At 61.6% G+C, this 18351-nt stretch carries 12 protein-coding genes; 11 read left to right on the plus strand and 1 reads right to left on the minus strand.

The window, feature by feature from the left end:
* The first annotated feature begins 2 nt into the window (after positions 1 to 2).
* A complete protein-coding gene (choW, locus tag DLD99_RS26710) occupies positions 3 to 848 on the plus strand; it encodes a choline ABC transporter permease subunit (protein ID WP_085709139.1) in 846 nt (281 codons plus the stop codon).
* Complete coding sequence (gene choV / locus DLD99_RS26715; RefSeq protein ID WP_085709138.1) at positions 845 to 2023, plus strand: choline ABC transporter ATP-binding protein; 1179 nt, start codon at positions 845 to 847, stop codon at positions 2021 to 2023. Before choW ends, choV begins: the two co-directional genes overlap by 4 nt.
* Positions 2024 to 2111: 88 nt before the next feature.
* Here the strand turns inward: choV and DLD99_RS26720 are convergent, their stop codons facing one another.
* A complete protein-coding gene (locus DLD99_RS26720) occupies positions 2112 to 4052 on the minus strand; it encodes a BCCT family transporter (RefSeq protein WP_244220817.1) in 1941 nt (646 codons plus the stop codon).
* Positions 4053 to 4534: 482 nt separating this feature from the next.
* Between DLD99_RS26720 and betI the strand changes: the two genes are divergently transcribed.
* The 9 genes from betI to yccS all read left to right on the plus strand — a co-directional run bounded on the left by betI (position 4535) and on the right by yccS (position 18351).
* On the plus strand, positions 4535 to 5128 hold the full coding sequence (gene betI, locus DLD99_RS26725) for a transcriptional regulator BetI (protein WP_085688616.1): 594 nt from the start codon (positions 4535 to 4537) through the stop codon (positions 5126 to 5128).
* A gap of 88 nt (positions 5129 to 5216) precedes the next feature.
* Positions 5217 to 6689, plus strand: coding sequence for a betaine-aldehyde dehydrogenase (gene betB, locus DLD99_RS26730; RefSeq protein ID WP_114886007.1), 1473 nt, complete (start codon positions 5217 to 5219; stop codon positions 6687 to 6689).
* 133 nt (positions 6690 to 6822) lie between these two features.
* The gene (betA, locus tag DLD99_RS26735; protein WP_085709135.1) at positions 6823 to 8526 is read left to right on the plus strand and encodes a choline dehydrogenase; all 1704 of its coding nucleotides are present in this window, start codon (positions 6823 to 6825) and stop codon (positions 8524 to 8526) included.
* Positions 8527 to 8798: 272 nt separating this feature from the next.
* Positions 8799 to 10241, plus strand: a complete 1443-nt coding sequence (locus DLD99_RS26740) for a TldD/PmbA family protein (RefSeq protein WP_114886009.1) — start codon at positions 8799 to 8801, stop codon at positions 10239 to 10241.
* Positions 10241 to 11578: a TldD/PmbA family protein gene (locus DLD99_RS26745; RefSeq protein ID WP_114886010.1), complete on the plus strand. Its 1338-nt coding sequence runs from the start codon at positions 10241 to 10243 to the stop codon at positions 11576 to 11578. The genes DLD99_RS26740 and DLD99_RS26745 overlap by 1 nt, the downstream gene beginning before the upstream one ends.
* A gap of 108 nt (positions 11579 to 11686) precedes the next feature.
* Complete coding sequence (gene mdtD, locus DLD99_RS26750; RefSeq protein ID WP_085709132.1) at positions 11687 to 13126, plus strand: multidrug transporter subunit MdtD; 1440 nt, start codon at positions 11687 to 11689, stop codon at positions 13124 to 13126.
* A gap of 80 nt (positions 13127 to 13206) precedes the next feature.
* Entirely contained in the window at positions 13207 to 14592 is a 1386-nt protein-coding gene (gene dbpA, locus DLD99_RS26755; RefSeq protein WP_085709131.1) for an ATP-dependent RNA helicase DbpA, read from the plus strand.
* A gap of 158 nt (positions 14593 to 14750) precedes the next feature.
* Positions 14751 to 15929: a BaiN/RdsA family NAD(P)/FAD-dependent oxidoreductase gene (locus DLD99_RS26760; RefSeq protein WP_114886012.1), complete on the plus strand. Its 1179-nt coding sequence runs from the start codon at positions 14751 to 14753 to the stop codon at positions 15927 to 15929.
* 238 nt (positions 15930 to 16167) lie between these two features.
* Positions 16168 to 18351 (plus strand): YccS family putative transporter, encoded by a 2184-nt coding sequence (yccS, locus tag DLD99_RS26765; protein ID WP_114886014.1) that lies wholly within the window; start codon positions 16168 to 16170, stop codon positions 18349 to 18351.

An 18351-nucleotide genomic window follows, 5' to 3' on the forward strand; every position in this document is an offset into this window, starting at 1 on the left:
CCATGCTGATTGATCAGAAAATCCCTTTAGGCCAGTACATCGCGGGCTTCGTTGAATGGTTGACGCAACACGGCGCCAGCACCTTCGACGCAATCGCCGTGACCCTGGAAACGATGATCCACGGCGTGACGTTTGCGCTGACCTGGTTCAACCCGCTGGTGTTGATCGGCCTCATCGCTCTGCTGGCGCACTTCATTCAACGCAAATGGGGCCTCACCGCCTTCGTGATCGCCTCCTTTCTGCTGATCCTCAACCTGGGGTACTGGCAGGAAACCATGGAAACCCTCGCCCAGGTCATGTTCGCGACCCTGGTCTGCGTGGTCATCGGCGTGCCGCTGGGCATCGTCGCCGCGCACAAACCGATGTTCTACACTTTGATGAGGCCGGTGCTCGATCTGATGCAGACCGTACCGACCTTCGTTTACCTCATTCCTACCCTGACCCTCTTCGGGCTGGGCGTGGTCCCGGGCCTGATCTCCACGGTGGTGTTCGCCATCGCTGCGCCGATCCGCCTGACCTACCTGGGCATCCGCGATGTCCCGGAAGAACTGATGGACGCCGGCAAGGCCTTCGGCTGCTCGCGTCGCCAACTGCTTTCACGGATTGAACTGCCCCACGCCATGCCGAGCATCGCAGCCGGCATCACCCAGTGCATCATGCTGTCGCTGTCGATGGTGGTGATCGCGGCACTGGTGGGCGCCGACGGACTCGGCAAACCGGTGGTCAACGCACTGAACACTGCTGATATCGCCCTGGGCTTCGAAGCGGGCCTGGCGATCGTACTGCTGGCGATCATGCTCGACCGTATCTGCAAACAACCCGACGCCAAAGTAGGGGGTGACGCATGAGCATAATCCGCTTCGACAACGTAGACGTTATCTTCGCCAAGGATCCACGCGAGGCGCTCAAGCTGCTGGATCAGGGCATGACCCGTAACGAGATCCTGAAAAAGACCGGGCAGATTGTCGGCGTTGAAAAAGCCAGCCTGGACATCGAGAAAGGCGAAATCTGTGTATTGATGGGTTTGTCCGGCTCCGGCAAGTCCAGCCTGTTGCGCTGCATCAACGGCCTCAACACCGTGAGCCGCGGCAAGCTGTTCGTCGAGCACGAAGGCAAACAGATCGACATCGCGTCCTGCAGCCCGGCCGAACTGAAGATGATGCGCACCAAGCGCATTGCCATGGTGTTCCAGAAATTCGCTCTGATGCCTTGGCTGACCGTGCGCGAGAACATCAGCTTCGGTCTGGAAATGCAGGGCCGTCCCGAGAAAGAACGGCGCAAGCTGGTGGATGACAAACTTGAGCTGGTGGGTCTGACCCAGTGGCGCAACAAGAAACCCAACGAACTGTCCGGCGGCATGCAGCAGCGTGTGGGCCTGGCCCGCGCACTGGCGATGGACGCCGACATTCTGCTGATGGACGAACCGTTTTCGGCCCTCGACCCGCTGATCCGCCAGGGCCTGCAGGACGAATTGCTGGAACTGCAACGCAAGCTGAGCAAGACCATCGTGTTCGTGAGCCACGACCTCGACGAGGCGCTCAAACTGGGCAGCCGCATCGCGATCATGAAAGACGGCCGGATCATCCAGTACAGCGTGCCGGAAGAAATCGTGCTCAACCCTGCGGACGACTACGTGCGCACCTTCGTCGCCCACACCAATCCGCTCAACGTGCTCTGTGGTCGCAGCCTGATGCGCACCCTGGACAACTGCAAACGCATCAACGGTTCTGTGTGCCTCGATCCAGGCGGCGACTCATGGCTGGACCTGGCCGAAGGCAACACCATCAAGGGTGCACGCAAGAACGGTTCGGTACTCGACTTGCAGAACTGGGTGCCGGGGCAAGCGGTGGAAGGTCTGGATCGTCGTCCGACGCTGGTGGACTCGAACATCGGCATGCGTGACGCGTTGCAGATTCGTTACCAGACCGGCAACAAACTGGTGCTGCACGACAATAACCATGTGGTGGGGATTCTCGGGGACAGCGAGCTGTATCACGCGCTGCTCGGGAAGAACCTGGGGTAAAGAGAGCAGACACAAAAACGCCGCGAGAGGATCGCGGCGTTTTTGTTTTCATCATTCCCACGCAGAACGTGGGAATGAACAATCGTTTTTAGCTGTACACCCGGCCAAGGAGCTGCCGATGGCTTTCAAACTGATCGAGCACATCGCGAGTGATCTGATCCTGCGTGAAGCCCATCAGGTCGTAATCCTGGCTGCCGTTGTGCAGATACACCTCGGCGCGGTAGTAACGCTGGCGTGCTTCATCGGACTGGGCCGATTCGGTCGGGGTCGCCAGGTAGCCGTCCAGGCTCACTTCGTAGACAAAAGGGTTGCCCTCTTCCATCTCGACCCGCACGCCCATGCAACGCTTGGATTTCCCCAGCAGCGTCTGCACTTCCAGACCTTGGGCACGCAGCTGTGCAGCCGCATCGTCCAGCGCCGGGGTGACGTGTTTATCCATGAAGCGCTGCACCACCGACTGGCTCGGTTGCAGGTCCAGTTGAGTCAGACGCTCGCTGAAACCACGACGACCGCGCTCAGCCAGTTGCGCCTGCTCCTGTTCGATCTGCATGTCCTGGCGCATCGCCTTGTGCAGGCCGAACATGAAGCACACCAGCACCACCGAGAACGGCAGACCGGCCAGCACCACCATGGTTTGCATGGCTTCGAAGTTACCGGCGAACAGCAGGCCGATGGTCACCAGGGTGATCACGACCGACCAGAAGATCCGCAACCAGTGCGGCGCGTCTTCATCAACGGTGCCGCCCTTGCAGGAAAGGTTGGCCATCATTACCGCGCCGGAGTCGGCCGGGGTCAGGAACAGCACGAAACCTACGAAGATCGACACACCGATGACGACTTTCGACGCCGGGTAGTGTTCCAGCAACTGATAGATCGCCATCGACGGCTGTTCCAGCGCCGTCTTGCCGAGTTCCACCGCACCGTGGTTCATCACCAGGTCCAGTGCCGAGTTACCGAAGATCGACAGCCACGCCAGGGTGAAGCCCAGCGGAATCAGCAGCACGCCGGCCACCAGTTCACGCACGGTACGGCCACGGGAAATACGCGCGATGAACATGCCTACGAATGGCGCCCAGGAAATCCACCATGCCCAGTAGAACAGAGTCCACAGGCCCAGCCAGCGGTCGGACTTGGCACTGTCGCCTTCATAGACGTACAGGTCGAAGGTCTTCATGACCACGCCGTTGAGGTAGTCGCCGATGTTCTGCACGAAGCCGTTGAGCAGGTGCAGGGTCGGGCCGAACAGCAGGACAAAAATCAGCAGGCCGCTGAACAGGATGATGTTGAGGTTGGACAGACGACGGATGCCGTTTTCCACGCCGGACACGGCAGCGATGGTCGCCACGGTGCTCATCACGATGATCACGATCAGCAGGTTGGTGTTGCTGTGCTCCATGCCGAACAGGTTTTCCAGGCCCGAGGACACTTGCAGCGAACCGATCCCCAGGTTGGTCACCAGACCCAGCAGGGTCACGAACATGCCGAAGCCGTCTACCGCATGACCGGCAGCGCCCTTGACCCAACGCTCGCCCACCAGCGGGTACAGCGCCGAACGCAGTGCCAGCGGCTGGTTGTGGCGGTAAGCGAAATAGGCCACGGCCAGACCGACCAGTGCGTAGATCGCCCAGCCGTGCAGGCCCCAGTGCAGGAAAGTCAGCTGGACAGCCTGACGTGCCGCCAGGTTGGTGGCCGATGCGCCTTCCGGCGGATTGAAGTAGTGATCCAGCGGCTCGGACGCGCCGAAGTACAGCAGCGAAATACCGATACCCGACGAGAACAGCATCCCCGCCCAGGCGCCGTAGCTGAAATCAGGGGTGTCGTCCTTGCTACCCAGTTTGAGTTTGCCGTAGGAGGAAAACGCCAGGCCCACCACGAAAACCAGGTAAGCGGCGATCACCACCATGTAGTACCAGCCGAAGCTGCGGGACAACCAGGCCTGAGCCACTCCCAACATTCTGCCGGCCTCTTGCGGGGCGATGATCAGAATGGCGGTCAACAACAGAATCAGCACGGTAGAGGTGTAGAACACCCAACCGTTGACCGTCACCTTCTCGGGCGGGGTCTTTATAAGCGAGGCAGAACTCATGGCACAAATGCTCCAGGCAGTGCGAGAGAAGAACACAAGGCAACACGGAACCCGACCAATCGGTTAGTTGGCAGCCGACCGGCGGGTGATATAAAGACACCCCGAAAAAAGCCCGAACCTGCAGAGATGGCACCGCGAATCGCCGTCGTGGCCGAGGTCCGGACATTCATCCGAAACCTGGCCTCGAGCGTCTTGCCCATTCAACACGTCCATCGAACGTCGAACCGCGCCTTGCCCCGCGCAGGTTTCGAGCATTTTCGGATGTCGGTTTATCGCCACTTACTAGTAGGAAAAATCTGTAGGCAGCGACGATTTGTCGCAGATCTTATTCTTTGTTGATTGAACGTTCAATCAAAACAAAATAGACTGGCCCTCAATCCGATCGGCGTTTATCGCCCGTCGGAAGGCCTAAGGAGATGTGCAAGATGCCCAAGGTCGGTATGCAACCCATCCGCCGCCAACAACTGATCGAAGCCACTTTGCAGGCCGTCGATCAGGTCGGAATGGGGGACGCCAGCATTGCGCTGATCGCCCGTCTGGCCGGTGTCTCGAATGGCATCATCAGTCACTATTTTCAGGACAAAAACGGCCTGATTGCCGCCACGATGCGGTATCTGATGAGCGTCCTCAGCGAGAACGTCACCGCGCGCCGTCAGGCGCTGGCAGACAGCAGCCCCCGGGCGCATCTGCAGGTGATCATCGAAGGCAACTTCGACGCCAGCCAGGTCAATGGCCCGGCAATGAAAACCTGGCTGGCCTTCTGGGCCACCAGCATGCACCAGCCGTCTTTGCACAGGTTGCAGCGGATCAACGATCACCGTCTGTATTCCAACCTGTGCTGCGAGTTCCGCCGTGTGTTGCCGCTCGAAGATGCGCGCACCGCCGCCCGTGGACTGGCAGCTCTGATTGACGGCTTGTGGTTGCGCGGCGCGCTGTCGGGAGACGCTTTCGACACTGCGCAGGCGCAACAGATCGCTTACGAATACATGGATTTCCAATTGGCCAAGAAGGTGAGCTAGAGCACACAGAAAACGCTCGGCCCCTGAACGCCACCGCAGCCTGATCGCGGTGGTCAACGCCAACCACTTATGCACTTGCGAGGACACTATGGCCCGTTTCGAACTGCAAAAACTCTACATCGATGGCGCGTACTCCGACGCCGGCAGCGATGCCACCTTCGAAGCCATCAACCCGGCTAACGGTGAAGTCCTCGCACAAGTGCAACGTGCGACCAAGGAAGACGTCGAGCGCGCTGTCGTCAGCGCCGAAAAGGGCCAGAAAATCTGGGCCGCGATGACCGCCATGGAGCGTTCGCGCATCCTGCGTCGCGCCGTCGACATCCTGCGCGAGCGCAACGATGAACTGGCTGCCCTGGAAACCCTGGACACCGGTAAAGCATTCTCCGAAACAAAATACGTCGACATCGTCACCGGCGCCGACGTGCTGGAATACTACGCAGGCCTGGTACCCGCCATCGAAGGCGAGCAGATTCCGCTGCGTGACACCGCATTCGTCTACACCCGTCGCGAGCCGCTGGGCGTGGTTGCCGGTATCGGCGCGTGGAACTACCCGATCCAGATCGCCCTGTGGAAATCCGCTCCAGCTCTGGCGGCCGGTAACGCGATGATCTTCAAGCCAAGCGAAGTCACCTCGCTGACCACCCTGAAACTGGCCGAGATCTACACCGAAGCCGGCGTTCCGAATGGCGTGTTCAACGTCCTGACCGGCAGCGGCCGTGAAGTCGGCACCTGGCTGACCGAGCACCCGCGCATCGAGAAAATCTCCTTCACCGGCGGCACCGACACCGGCAAGAAGGTAATGGCCAGCGCTTCGGCTTCGTCGCTCAAAGACGTGACCATGGAACTGGGCGGCAAGTCCCCGCTGATCATCTGCGACGACGCCGACCTGGATCGCGCCGCCGACACCGCCATGATGGCCAACTTCTACAGCTCCGGTCAGGTCTGCACCAACGGCACTCGCGTGTTCGTGCCGAGCCACCTGAAAGCCGCTTTCGAAGCCAAGATCGTCGAGCGCGTTGCGCGCATCCGCGTTGGCAACCCGGAAGACGAAAACACCAACTTCGGCCCGCTGGTCAGCTTCGCGCACATGGAAAACGTGCTGGGCTACATCGCCAAGGGTAAAGAAGAAGGCGCCCGCGTTCTGTGCGGCGGCGACCGTCTGACCGACGGCGAATTTGCCAAAGGCGCGTTCGTGGCACCGACCGTGTTCACCGACTGCACCGACGACATGACCATCGTCCGTGAAGAAATCTTCGGCCCGGTAATGGCGATCCTGACCTACGAAACCGAAGAAGAAGTGATCCGCCGCGCCAACGACACCGACTTCGGCCTGGCCGCCGGTATCGTCACCCGCGACCTGAACCGCGCCCACCGCGTGATTCATCAACTGGAAGCCGGTATCTGCTGGATCAACGCCTGGGGCGAGTCCGACGCGAAAATGCCGGTTGGCGGTTACAAGCAGTCGGGCGTTGGTCGTGAGAACGGGATCAGCTCTCTCAATAACTTCACGCGCATCAAGTCCGTGCAAGTCGAGCTGGGCGAGTACGTTTCGGTATTTTGATCAGCTGATCCAGCGACAAGCGGCAAGCGGCAAGCTGCAAGTAAAAGCAGCTTGAAGCTTGCCGCTCTATCTCAGCACCGCTCGCTGCTCTCTTGCAGCTTGAAGCTTGCAGCTTGAAACTCCCGGAGGACCTATGTCCCAAGAATTCGATTACATCATTGTGGGTGCCGGTTCTGCCGGTAACACCCTGGCGACCCGTCTGACTGAAGACGAAGGCGTCACCGTCCTGCTGCTCGAAGCGGGCGGCCCGGACTATCGCATGGACTTCCGCACGCAAATGCCGGCCGCACTGGCCTTCCCGCTGCAGGGTCGTCGCTACAACTGGGCGTACGAAACCGATCCGGAACCGTACATGGACGGTCGTCGCATGGAATGCGGCCGCGGCAAGGGCCTCGGCGGTTCCTCGCTGATCAACGGCATGTGCTACATCCGTGGCAACGCGATGGACTACGACGGCTGGGCAAAACTGCCAGGCCTGGAAGACTGGACTTACCTCGACTGCCTGCCGTACTTCCGTAAAGCGGAAACTCGCGACATCGGCCCGAACGACTACCACGGTGGCGAAGGCCCGGTCAGCGTGACCACGCCGAAGGCTGGCAACAACCCGCTGTTCCACGCCATGGTTGAAGCCGGCGTGCAGGCCGGTTACCCGCGCACCGAAGACTTGAACGGCTACCAGCAGGAAGGCTTCGGCCCGATGGACCGCACCGTGACGCCGAAAGGCCGTCGTGCTTCCACCGCCCGTGGTTACCTGGACGTGGCCAAGAAGCGTTCGACCCTGACCATCGTCACTCACGCCCTGACAGACAAGGTTCTGTTCGAAGGCAAACGCGCCATCGGCGTGCGTTACCTGGTCGGCGCTGCCGAAGAGCGCGTTGAAGCCCGCGCCCGCAAAGAAGTCATCGTCTGCTCCGGCGCGATCGCTTCGCCGCAACTGCTGCAACGCTCCGGCGTCGGCCCGGCGAAACTGCTGGAAAGCCTCGACATCCCGGTCGTTCACGATCTGCCGGGCGTCGGCGAAAACCTGCAGGATCACCTCGAGCTGTACCTGCAATTCGCCTGCACCCAACCAGTCTCGCTGTACCCGTCGCTGCTCTGGTACAACCAGCCGGCCATCGGTGCCGAGTGGCTGTTCAACGGCACCGGCATCGGCGCCAGCAACCAGTTCGAAGCCGGTGGTTTCATCCGCACCCGTCCGGAATTCGAATGGCCGAACATCCAGTACCACTTCCTGCCGGTAGCGATTAACTACAACGGCAGCAACGGTGTGAAAGAGCACGGTTTCCAGGCGCACATGGGTTCCATGCGTTCGCCGAGCCGTGGTCGCATCCAGGTCAAATCCAAGGATCCGCGCCAGCACCCGAGCATCCTGTTCAACTACATGGCCACCGAGCAGGACTGGCAGGAATTCCGCGACGGCATCCGCCTGACCCGTGAAATCATGCAACAGCCTGCACTGGACGCTTTCCGTGGCCGCGAAATCAGCCCGGGCATCGAAGTGCAAACCGATGAGCAGCTGGACAAGTTCATCCGCGAGCACGCCGAAACCGCGTTCCACCCGTCCTGCTCGTGCAAGATGGGCACCGACGAGATGGCGGTCGTGGACGGCCAGGGCCGCGTGCATGGCATGCAGGGTCTGCGTGTGGTCGATGCCTCGATCATGCCGATCATCACCACCGGCAACCTGAACGCGCCGACGATCATGATGGCCGAGAAAATCGCCGATAAGATCCGTGGCCGTCAGCCACTGCCACGCAGCAAGGCGCCGTACTACGTCGCTGGCGATGCGCCGGTGAAAGGCAAGGCACTGCGTGATGTGAGTGCTGTTGCTCAGTAACTCGGCTACACCGCATCAAGGCTAATCGCGAGCAGGCTCGCTCCCACATTTGGAATGCATTTCAACTGTGGGAGCGAGCTTGCTCCGGGCGGCGTTCCGACGATGGGGCCCTCACATTCAGCACAAATCCCTCTGCTTCAAGTAAATCCCCCTACACCCCCTCTTCACTTGATCCTACCCCGACGCAGGCCTACTCTAGTCCTCGCGCAATCATTTCACCCCTCCCCGCCGAATCCGCTTCGCCGCTTCTCCCATAACAAGGAGGTTCCCTGATGTTCGATTTCCACCCCCAGCTCAAGCAGCGCTTCGCTGCCTTGCGCACGGGCGCCGAGTTTTTTTCCCTGCGGTATGTACGCGAGTCCGGCCAGTACCTGTCGGTGCGCAAGAACGTCGCCGAACCGCCGAGCCTGAGCCGCGACGAAGGCGCGATGCTCACCGTTCGCGTCAACGGCGTCGAAGCCTACGCCGCGACCAATGACCTGTCGCAACAAGGCCTGCAAGCCGCTCTCGAGCGCGCCGAACAGCAAGCCCGGCGGATCAAGCCCCACGCCCTGCTCGACCTGAGCCAGCAGCCGGTTTCCAGCGACCGTGCCGATTACTTTTCACCCAATCTCGAACAACCCTTCCCGTCCCTGAGCGAATGCTTCGAGCTGCTCGGCGCGGAATCCGCCTCGGTGCCAAAGGATGAGCGCCTGGTGAATTGGGAAGTGAGCATCGGCATCACCCACGTCGAACAGATCTACCTGAGCAGCGCCGGGGCCGAATTGCGCCAGGCCCAGCGCTTCGTTTATCCAGGCCTGGACGTCACCGCTTACGATGGCAACGACAGTCAGACCCGCAGCCTCGGTCGTGAGAACTTCGGCCAGCAGGGCGGCGCCGACGTGATCAGCCGCTGCGGCTTGATCGGTGCCGGTCCGCAAGTCGCCGATCAGGCGCTGCAACTGCTGCTCGCGCCGAACACCCCGCAAGGCCCACGCGACCTGCTGCTGATGCCGGATCAGATGATGCTGCAGATCCACGAATCCATCGGTCACCCGCTGGAGCTGGACCGGATTCTCGGCGACGAGCGCAATTACGCCGGCACCAGTTTCGTCAAAGCCTCGGACTTCGGCAGCCTGCAATACGGCTCGAAGCTGCTCAACGTGACCTTCGATCCGGACATTCCCGAAGAGCTGGCAAGCTACGGCCACGATGACGACGGCTCCAGGGCCAGCAAGCAATTCCTGATTCGCGAAGGTCTGTTGGTCCGGCCGCTGGGCGGTGCGCTGTCGCAGTTCCGCGCGGGCCTGGACGGTGTCGCCAACAGCCGCGCCTGCGGCTGGAACCGACCGCCGATCGACCGCATGGCCAACCTCAACATCGAGCCGGGCGACCAGTCGCTGGAGCAACTGATCGGCGGCATCGAAAACGGCATCCTGATGAGCACCAACCGTTCGTGGTCGATCGACGACGCGCGGAACAAATTCCAGTTCGGCTGCGAATGGGGCCAGTTGATTGAAAACGGCGAACTCAAAGGCGTGGTGAAAAACCCCAACTACCGGGGCATTTCCGCGCACTTCTGGAAGAGCCTGCGCGCGGTCGGCAACGCCGGCACCACCAAAGTGCTGGGCACGCCGAACTGCGGCAAGGGCGAACCGAACCAGGTGATCCGCGTCGGCCACGCTTCGCCGGCCTGCGTGTTCAGCAATGTTGATGTGTTTGGGGGAGACGCCTGATGAGTATTTCCAAGAGCCAGGTCGAGGCCTTCAAGGTGCTGGTCAACTGGCTGCGCGATGCCGTGCGCGAGCCGGAACAGTTCACGCTGAGTTACGACGCCGAATCGTCGGCCTTCGTGCGCTTCAACCACGCCAAGGTGCGTCAGGCCGGGCAAGTGCAACAAGCCGGTATCGGTCTGAAACTGATCGACGATGGCCGCCATGCCGACCTGCACATCACCCTGTCCGGCGAGCAATCGACTGACCTGCAACGCCTCGCCGAAGGCCTGCAACAACTGCGCGAAACCCTGCCGCTGCTCCCGCAGGATCCGTACCTGCTGCTCAACCACAACGGCTGGCAGAGCCAGAATGTGCAGGAACATCCGCTGCCGGACACCGAGCAGGTGGTCGCTGAAATCGCCGAGGCGGCCGAAGGGCTGGATCTGGTCGGTTTCTATGCCGCCGGTCCCATCAGCCGTGGTTTCGCCAGTTCCTCGGGGGCATTCGGCTGGCATCAGGCCAACAGTTTCAACTTCGACTTCAGCCTGTTCCACGAGAACGGCGAAGCGGTGAAAGCCAGCTATGCCGGACACGAGTGGAGCAGCGAAGGTTTCGCCAAGCGTTTCCAGCAGGCCCGCGAGCAGCTTGAGTTTCTCGGTCGTCCGTTGCGCACCCTGCCACCGGGACAATACCGCGCCTATCTGGCACCGGCAGCCCTGGAAGAAATCATGGGCATGTTGTGCTGGGGCGGTTTCTCGGCGCAGTCGATTGCCAGCAAGAGCAGCCCGTTGCAGAAACTGTATGCCGGCGATCAGACGTTCAGTCCACTGGTGTCCCTCGACGAAAAAGTCAGCGGCTCGCTGAGCCCGGCGTTTTCCGGCGAAGGCTACCCGCGCAGCGATCTGCGGTTGATCATCGAAGGCAAGGCCGGCGAGCAACTGGTGGGATCGCGCAGTGCTGCCGAATACGGCCTGACGGCCAACGGTGCCGGCGGTGGCGAATCACCGAGCGCGCTGAACATGGGCGCCGGTGATCTGCCGCAGACCGAAATCCTCAAGCAACTGGGCACCGGGCTGTATATCAGCAACCTGTGGTACCTGAACTTCTCGGATCAACCGGCGGCGCGCCTGACCGGCATGACCCGGTTTGCCACGTTCTGGGTCGAGAACGGCGAGATTCAGGCGCCGGTCAGCACCATGCGTTTCGACGACAGTGCCTACAGCCTGCTGGGTTCGCAGCTGGAAGCATTGACTGCCGAGCGTGAGTTGCTGCTGTCGGCAAGCACCTACAGTCAGCGCAATACCTCGTCGGCATTGCTGCCGGGGGCGCTGGTGAGCCGATTGACCTTGACCTTGTAAAAGCATCGCGAGCAGGCTCGCTCCCACAGGTTCGCGCAGTCCATGTGGGAGCGAGCCTGCTCGCGATGAAGTCACCCCGGACTTACTGCACCCATCACCAGAGGTTCCATGCCCAACCGCCCGCCTCTCGACGCCATCACCGCCCGCTGGTTGCCGTGGGTCGTCGCCATCGCTTTCTTCATGCAGTCCCTCGACGGGACCATCCTCAACACCGCGCTGCCGGCCATGGCCAGGGATCTGGCCGAAGACCCGCTGCGCATGCAAGGTGTGGTCATCGCCTACATGCTCACCGTGGCGTTGCTGATTCCGGCCTCGGGCTGGATCGCCGACCGCTTCGGCACCAAGAAGATCTTTTTCGGCGCAATCCTGCTGTTCAGCATCGGCTCGCTGCTCTGCGCCCTGTCGAGCAGCCTGACCATGCTGGTCGGCGCCCGGGTGATTCAGGGCCTCGGCGGTGCACTGATGCTGCCGGTCGGGCGATTGGTGGTACTGCGCGCGTACCCGCGTTCGGAGCTGGTGCGGATCATGGGTTTCATCACCATTCCCGGCCTGCTCGGGCCTCTGATCGGCCCGACCATGGGCGGCTGGATGGTGCAGTACCTGACGTGGCACTGGATCTTTCTGATCAACCTGCCGGTCGGCGTCATCGGCTGCTATGCGGTGTGGAAGTTCATTCCCGACCTGCGCGGCACCGAGCGCACACGCTTCGATAGCCTCGGTTTCCTGCTGTTCGGCGCGGCGATGATTCTGATCACCATCGCCATGGAAGGCCTTGGCGAATTGCATCTGCCGCACCTGCGGGTGATGTTGCTGCTGTTCGGTGGCATGGCCTGTCTGGCGGCGTACTGGCTGCGCGCCGGACGTGTCGAGAATCCGCTGTTCGCGCCTTCGCTGTTCAAGACCCGGACGTTTGCAGTGGGGATCATCGGTAACCTGTTCGCCCGTCTGGGCAGCGGCGCGTTGCCGTTTCTGGTGCCGTTGCTGCTGCAAGTGGCGCTGGGTTATTCACCGTCGCAGGCCGGGATGAGCATGCTGCCGCTGGCCGCCGCAGCGATGTTTGCCAAGTGGATGGCGCGGCCGCTGATCGAACGTCTCGGCTATCGCATCGTGCTCACCGGCAACACGCTGGCGCTGGGGATCATGCTGGCGAGCATGGGCCTGGTCAGCGAGCAGACACCGTATTGGCTGTTGTTGTGCCTGCTGGCGATTCTCGGCGCGATCAACTCGCTGCAGTTCACCGCGATGAACACCGTAACTCTGATCGATCTCGACGACGCCAGCGCCAGCAGCGGCAACAGTCTGCTGTCGGTGGTTGCGCAGTTGTCGCTGAGCCTCGGGGTAGCCTGCGCCGGTGCCTTGCTCGGTGGTTTCACGGCGGAAATCGGCAATGATGGCGTTGAAACCGTGCTGGGCGCGTTCCAGCTGACGTTCGTGACCGTGGGTGTCATGGCGATGCTGGCGGCGACCATCTTCTCGCAACTTTCGAAAGAGGACGGGCGGCGCGTCAAACGTCCCGATGAACATCCCGACGAACACATCGAACATTAATCGCTGTTCGTCCAGAACTTTCGAGGAAAGTGGCACGGGGCTGCTACACTGCGCGACATTTTGTTTTGCAGGCCAGTCCCGTGACCACCATCGCCACCGCTTTTAATACTTTGCCGCTGTCCGCCGCCATGCTGGCTAACCTCGAATCTCTCGGTTATGCCCAGATGACGCCGATCCAGGCGCAGAGCTTGCCGGTGATCCTCAAGGGGATGGACCTGATCGCCCAGGCCAAGACCGGCAGCGGCAAGACCGCCGCGTTCGGCATCGGCCTGCTGAACCCGATCAATCCGCGCTACTTCGGTTGCCAGGCTCTGGTCATCTGCCCGACCCGCGAGCTGGCCGACCAGGTCGCCAAGGAAATCCGTCGTCTGGCCCGCGCCGAAGACAACATCAAGGTCCTGACCCTGTGCGGCGGCGTGTCGTTCGGCCCGCAGATCGCCTCGCTGGAGCACGGCGCGCACATCATCGTCGGCACCCCGGGGCGCATCCAGCAGCACCTGCGCAAGGGTTCGCTGGTCCTCGACGGCCTGAACACGCTGATCCTCGACGAAGCCGACCGCATGCTCGACATGGGTTTCTACGACGCCATCGAAGACATCATCGAGCAGACCCCGACCCGCCGTCAGACCCTGCTGTTCTCCGCGACCTACCCGGTGGGCATCAAACAACTGGCGTCGAAGTTCATGCGCGATCCGCAGACGGTCAAGGCCGAAGCGTTCCACGACGACACCCAGATCGAACAGCGCTTCTACGAGATCTCCCCGGAAGAGCGCATGAGCGCGGTGACCAAGGTCCTGCACCACTTCCGCCCGGCCTCCACCGTGGCGTTCTGCTTCACCAAGCAGCAGGTGCAGGAAACCGTCGATCACCTGACCTCCAAAGGCATTTCCGCCGTCGGCCTGCACGGCGATCTGGAACAGCGTGACCGCGATCAGGTACTGGCAATGTTCGCCAACCGCAGTACTTCGGTACTGGTGGCCACCGACGTTGCCGCCCGTGGCCTGGACATCGATTCGCTGGACATGGTGATCAACGTCGAGCTGGCCCGGGATTCGGAAATCCACATTCACCGCGTCGGCCGTACCGGTCGTGCCGGCGAGAAAGGCATCGCGGTCAGCCTGGTGGCGCCGTCGGAAGCGCATCGCGCGCAAGCCATCGAACAACTGCAGAAAACCCCGCTGAACTGGGATCAGGTGGACAACCTGAAATCCCAGGGCGGTGCCCCGCTGCAACCGCCGATGAGCACGCTGTGCATCGCTGGCGGGCGCAAGGACAAGGTGCGTCCGGGCGACATTCTCGGCGCACTGACCGGTGAAGCCGGGATTCCGGGCACCCAGGTCGGCAAGATCGCGATCTTCGACTTCCAGTCCTATGTGGCCGTCGAGCGCACCGTGGTCATGCAGGCGCTGCAGCGCTTGAACAACGGCAAGATCAAGGGTCGTTCGCTGCGCGTTCGGGTTTTGTAAGCGATCTTCCATCCAAGGAAGATCCCCTGTGGGAGCGAGCCTGCTCGCGATGGCGGACTGTCAGCCAACAACTATGTTGCATGTGCCGACCACATCGCGAGCAGGCTCGCTCCCACATTGGTTTCCGGTGAATTTGAATTTTGTGTGAGGACACCGTTTTGCGCTCTACCGAAGTCGTGATCATTGGCGCTGGCGCCGCAGGGTTGATGTGTGCACTGACCGCCGCCGGGCGTGGGCGTCAGGTGTTGCTGCTCGACCACGCGAACAAGGCCGGCAAGAAAATCCTGATGTCCGGCGGTGGGCGCTGCAACTTCACCAACATGTACACCGAGCCGAGCAATTTCCTTTCGCAGAATTCGCACTTCTGCAAATCCGCGCTGGCCCGCTACACCCAGTGGGATTTCATCGGCATGGTCGCCAAGCACGGCGTGCCGTATCACGAGAAGAAACTCGGCCAGTTGTTCTGCGATAACAAATCCAGCGACATCCTCGGCATGCTGCTGGACGAGTGCGATCAGGTCGGCGTCAACCTGCATCTGGACACCTCGATCCAGACCATCGAGAAAGTCGAGGGCGGTTACCTGCTCGACACCACCCTTGGCCAGATCCGGTGCCAGTCGCTGGTGATCGCCACCGGCGGCCTGTCGATTCCGACGTTGGGCGCCACCGGTTTCGGTTATCAGGTCGCCAAACAGTTCGGCCACGACCTGCTGCCGACCCGCGCCGGTCTGGTGCCGTTCACCATCACCGATCAGCTCAAGGACCTGTGCACCGAACTGTCCGGCACCTCGGTGGATTGCCTGGTCAGCTGCAATGACCAGAGCTTTCGCGAGAACATCCTGTTCACTCACCGCGGCCTCAGCGGCCCGGCGATTCTGCAGATTTCCTCGTTCTGGGAATCCGGTGACACGGTCGAGATCAACCTGCTGCCCGATCACGACGCCGCGAGCTGGCTGCAACAGCAGACCGCCGAACGCCCGAACAGCGAACTGAAAACCCTGCTCGGTGAAATCTTCACCAAGAAGATGGCCAACCTGCTGGCGGACAACTGGTTCGTCTCCAAACCGATGAAGCAGTACACCCACGCCGAACTGGCGGACATCGCCGAGAAACTCGGCAGCTGGAAAGTCGTCCCTGCCGGCACCGAAGGCTACCGCACTGCCGAAGTCACCCTCGGTGGCGTCGACACCCGCGAAGTCTCGTCCAAGACCATGGAATCGCTGAAAAGCCCGGGCCTGTACTTTGTCGGCGAAGTGCTGGATGTCACCGGGCATCTGGGCGGTTTCAACTTCCAGTGGGCCTGGGCCTCTGGCTACGCCGCCGCGCAGTACGTCTGACAAACACAAATCAAACTGTGGGAGCGAGCTTGCTCGCGAAAGAGGAATGTCATTCAACATATGTGTCGACTGACAGAATACATTCGTCGGATCGCCGCCCGGAGCAAGCTCGCTCCCACATTTGCTATCGCCGAAGCTGTAGGGAACACTTTTTGCTGTCAGATGTGATCGGCGCCATTGCGTCGGCGTCATTACTGGCTCAATTTAGCGGCATCGCCTCGGAAGGCCTTCGCACTTCATGTCCTCGACCTCGTTTCGTCAGTCTTTGCGGCGCCTGTGGGCGCTGGATAAATTCAGCTACAGCGTGCGGGTGTTCATCGCCCTGACCGGCAGCATGGCGCTGTGCTGGTATCAGGATGAAATGGGGCTGCTGATCCCGCTGTTCCTCGGGATCATCGCCAGCGCCCTGGCCGAGACCGACGACAGTTGGCAGGGCCGCCTCAATGCCCTGGCGGTGACGCTGGTGTGTTTCAGCGTTGCGGCGTTGTCCGTGGAATTGCTGTTCCCCTACCCCGTCGTGTTCGTCATCGCTTTGGCGCTGGCCAGTTTCGGCCTGACCATGCTCGGTGCGCTCGGCGAGCGTTATGGCGCGATTGCTTCGGCGACGCTGATTCTTTCCGTCTACACCATGATCGGCGTGGACCAGCGCGGTGGAGCGGTCACGGATTTCTGGCACGAGCCGATGCTGCTGGTGGCCGGTGCCGCGTGGTACGGCCTGCTGTCGGTTTTGTGGCAGGCGATGTTCTCCAACCAGCCGGTGCAGCAGAGCCTGGCGCGGCTGTTCCGTGAACTGGGTTATTACCTGAAGTTGAAAGCCTCTCTGTTCGAGCCGATCCGTCAGCTGGACGTCGAAGCGCGGCGACTGGAACTGGCCCAGCAAAACGGCCGGGTGGTGGCGGCACTCAACAGCGCCAAGGAAATCATTCTCCATCGGGTCGGCAACGGTCGCCCCGGCTCGAAAGTCAGCCGTTACCTGAAGCTTTACTTCCTCGCCCAGGACATTCACGAACGCGCCAGTTCTTCGCACTACCCTTACAACGCGCTGGCAGAGGCGTTTTTCCATAGCGACGTGCTGTTCCGCTGCCAACGCCTGCTGCGCCAGCAAGGCAAGGCCTGCCGGGCGCTGGCCGAGTCGATCCAGATGCGCCAGCCATTCATCTACGACGCGACATTCGCCGAAGCCCTGAGCGACCTGCACGCTTCCCTCGAACACCTGCGCATCCAGAGCAACCCGGCCTGGCGCGGGCTGCTGCGCTCGCTGCGGGCACTGGCGGCCAACCTCGGCACACTCGACCGCTTGCTCAGCGATGCCAGCAACCCGGATGCGCTGGCCGATGCCACCGACAGCAGCCTGCTCGACCGTTCGCCGCGCAACTTCAAGGATGTCCTGACGCGTCTGCGCACGCAGCTGACGCCAACGTCATTGCTGTTCCGCCATGCCCTGCGCCTGCCGCTGGCGCTGAGTATCGGTTACGGCATGGTGCATCTGATTCACCCATCGCAAGGCTACTGGATCATCCTCACCACGCTGTTTGTCTGCCAGCCGAACTACGGCGCCACACGGCGCAAACTCGGCCAGCGGATTCTCGGCACCGCCATCGGCCTGACCATCGCCTGGGCGCTGTTCGATCTGTTTCCGAGCCCGCTGGTGCAGTCGTGCTTCGCCATCGCCGCCGGTGTGGTGTTCTTTACCAACCGCACCACCCGCTACACCGTGGCGACCGCTGCGATCACGATCATGGTGCTGTTCTGCTTCAACCAGGTCGGCGACGGCTACGGGCTGTTTGTCCCACGCCTGTTCGATACCCTGCTCGGCAGCCTGATCGCAGGCCTGACGGTGATCCTGTTCCTGCCGGACTGGCAGGGTCGGCGCCTGAACAAGGTGCTGGCCAACACCCTGACCTGCAACAGCATCTACCTGCGCCAGATCATGCAGCAATACGCCGCCGGCAAGAGCGACGACCTCGCCTATCGCCTCGCCCGGCGTAACGCGCACAACGCCGACGCGGCGCTGTCGACCACGCTGGCGAACATGCTGATGGAGCCGGGGCATTTCCGCAAAGAGGCCGACGTCGGGTTCCGCTTCCTGGTGCTGTCGCACACCTTGCTCAGTTATCTGTCGGGCCTTGGCGCGCACCGGGAAACCCAGTTGCCGGCCGAGGTGCGTGAACATCTGATCGATGGCGCCGGGGTGAAACTGGCCAGCAGCATCGACGAGATCGCCCAGGGGCTGGCGAGCAAGCAGCCGATTGCGATCCAGAGCGATGAGGAAGAAGCGCTGGCCAATGAGCTTGAGCAAATGGCGGACGAGATCGATGAAGGCCAACGGCTGGTGCAGACGCAACTGGCGCTGATCTGCCGTCAGCTAGGCCCGTTGCGGACGCTGGCGGCGCACTTGATCAAGGACACCGCCGAGGATTGA

This window comes from Pseudomonas kribbensis (assembly GCF_003352185.1).
GTDB classification, from domain to species: Bacteria; Pseudomonadota; Gammaproteobacteria; order Pseudomonadales; family Pseudomonadaceae; genus Aquipseudomonas; species Aquipseudomonas kribbensis.

Coding starts and splice junctions, on each gene's coding strand:
- choW (WP_085709139.1), top strand. CDS start 3: ATGCTGATTGATCAGAAAATCCCTTTAGGCCAGTACATCGCGGGCTTC.
- choV (WP_085709138.1), top strand. CDS start 845: ATGAGCATAATCCGCTTCGACAACGTAGACGTTATCTTCGCCAAGGAT.
- betI (WP_085688616.1), top strand. CDS start 4,535: ATGCCCAAGGTCGGTATGCAACCCATCCGCCGCCAACAACTGATCGAA.
- betB (WP_114886007.1), top strand. CDS start 5,217: ATGGCCCGTTTCGAACTGCAAAAACTCTACATCGATGGCGCGTACTCC.
- betA (WP_085709135.1), top strand. CDS start 6,823: ATGTCCCAAGAATTCGATTACATCATTGTGGGTGCCGGTTCTGCCGGT.
- DLD99_RS26740 (WP_114886009.1), top strand. CDS start 8,799: ATGTTCGATTTCCACCCCCAGCTCAAGCAGCGCTTCGCTGCCTTGCGC.
- DLD99_RS26745 (WP_114886010.1), top strand. CDS start 10,241: ATGAGTATTTCCAAGAGCCAGGTCGAGGCCTTCAAGGTGCTGGTCAAC.
- mdtD (WP_085709132.1), top strand. CDS start 11,687: ATGCCCAACCGCCCGCCTCTCGACGCCATCACCGCCCGCTGGTTGCCG.
- yccS (WP_114886014.1), top strand. CDS start 16,168: ATGTCCTCGACCTCGTTTCGTCAGTCTTTGCGGCGCCTGTGGGCGCTG.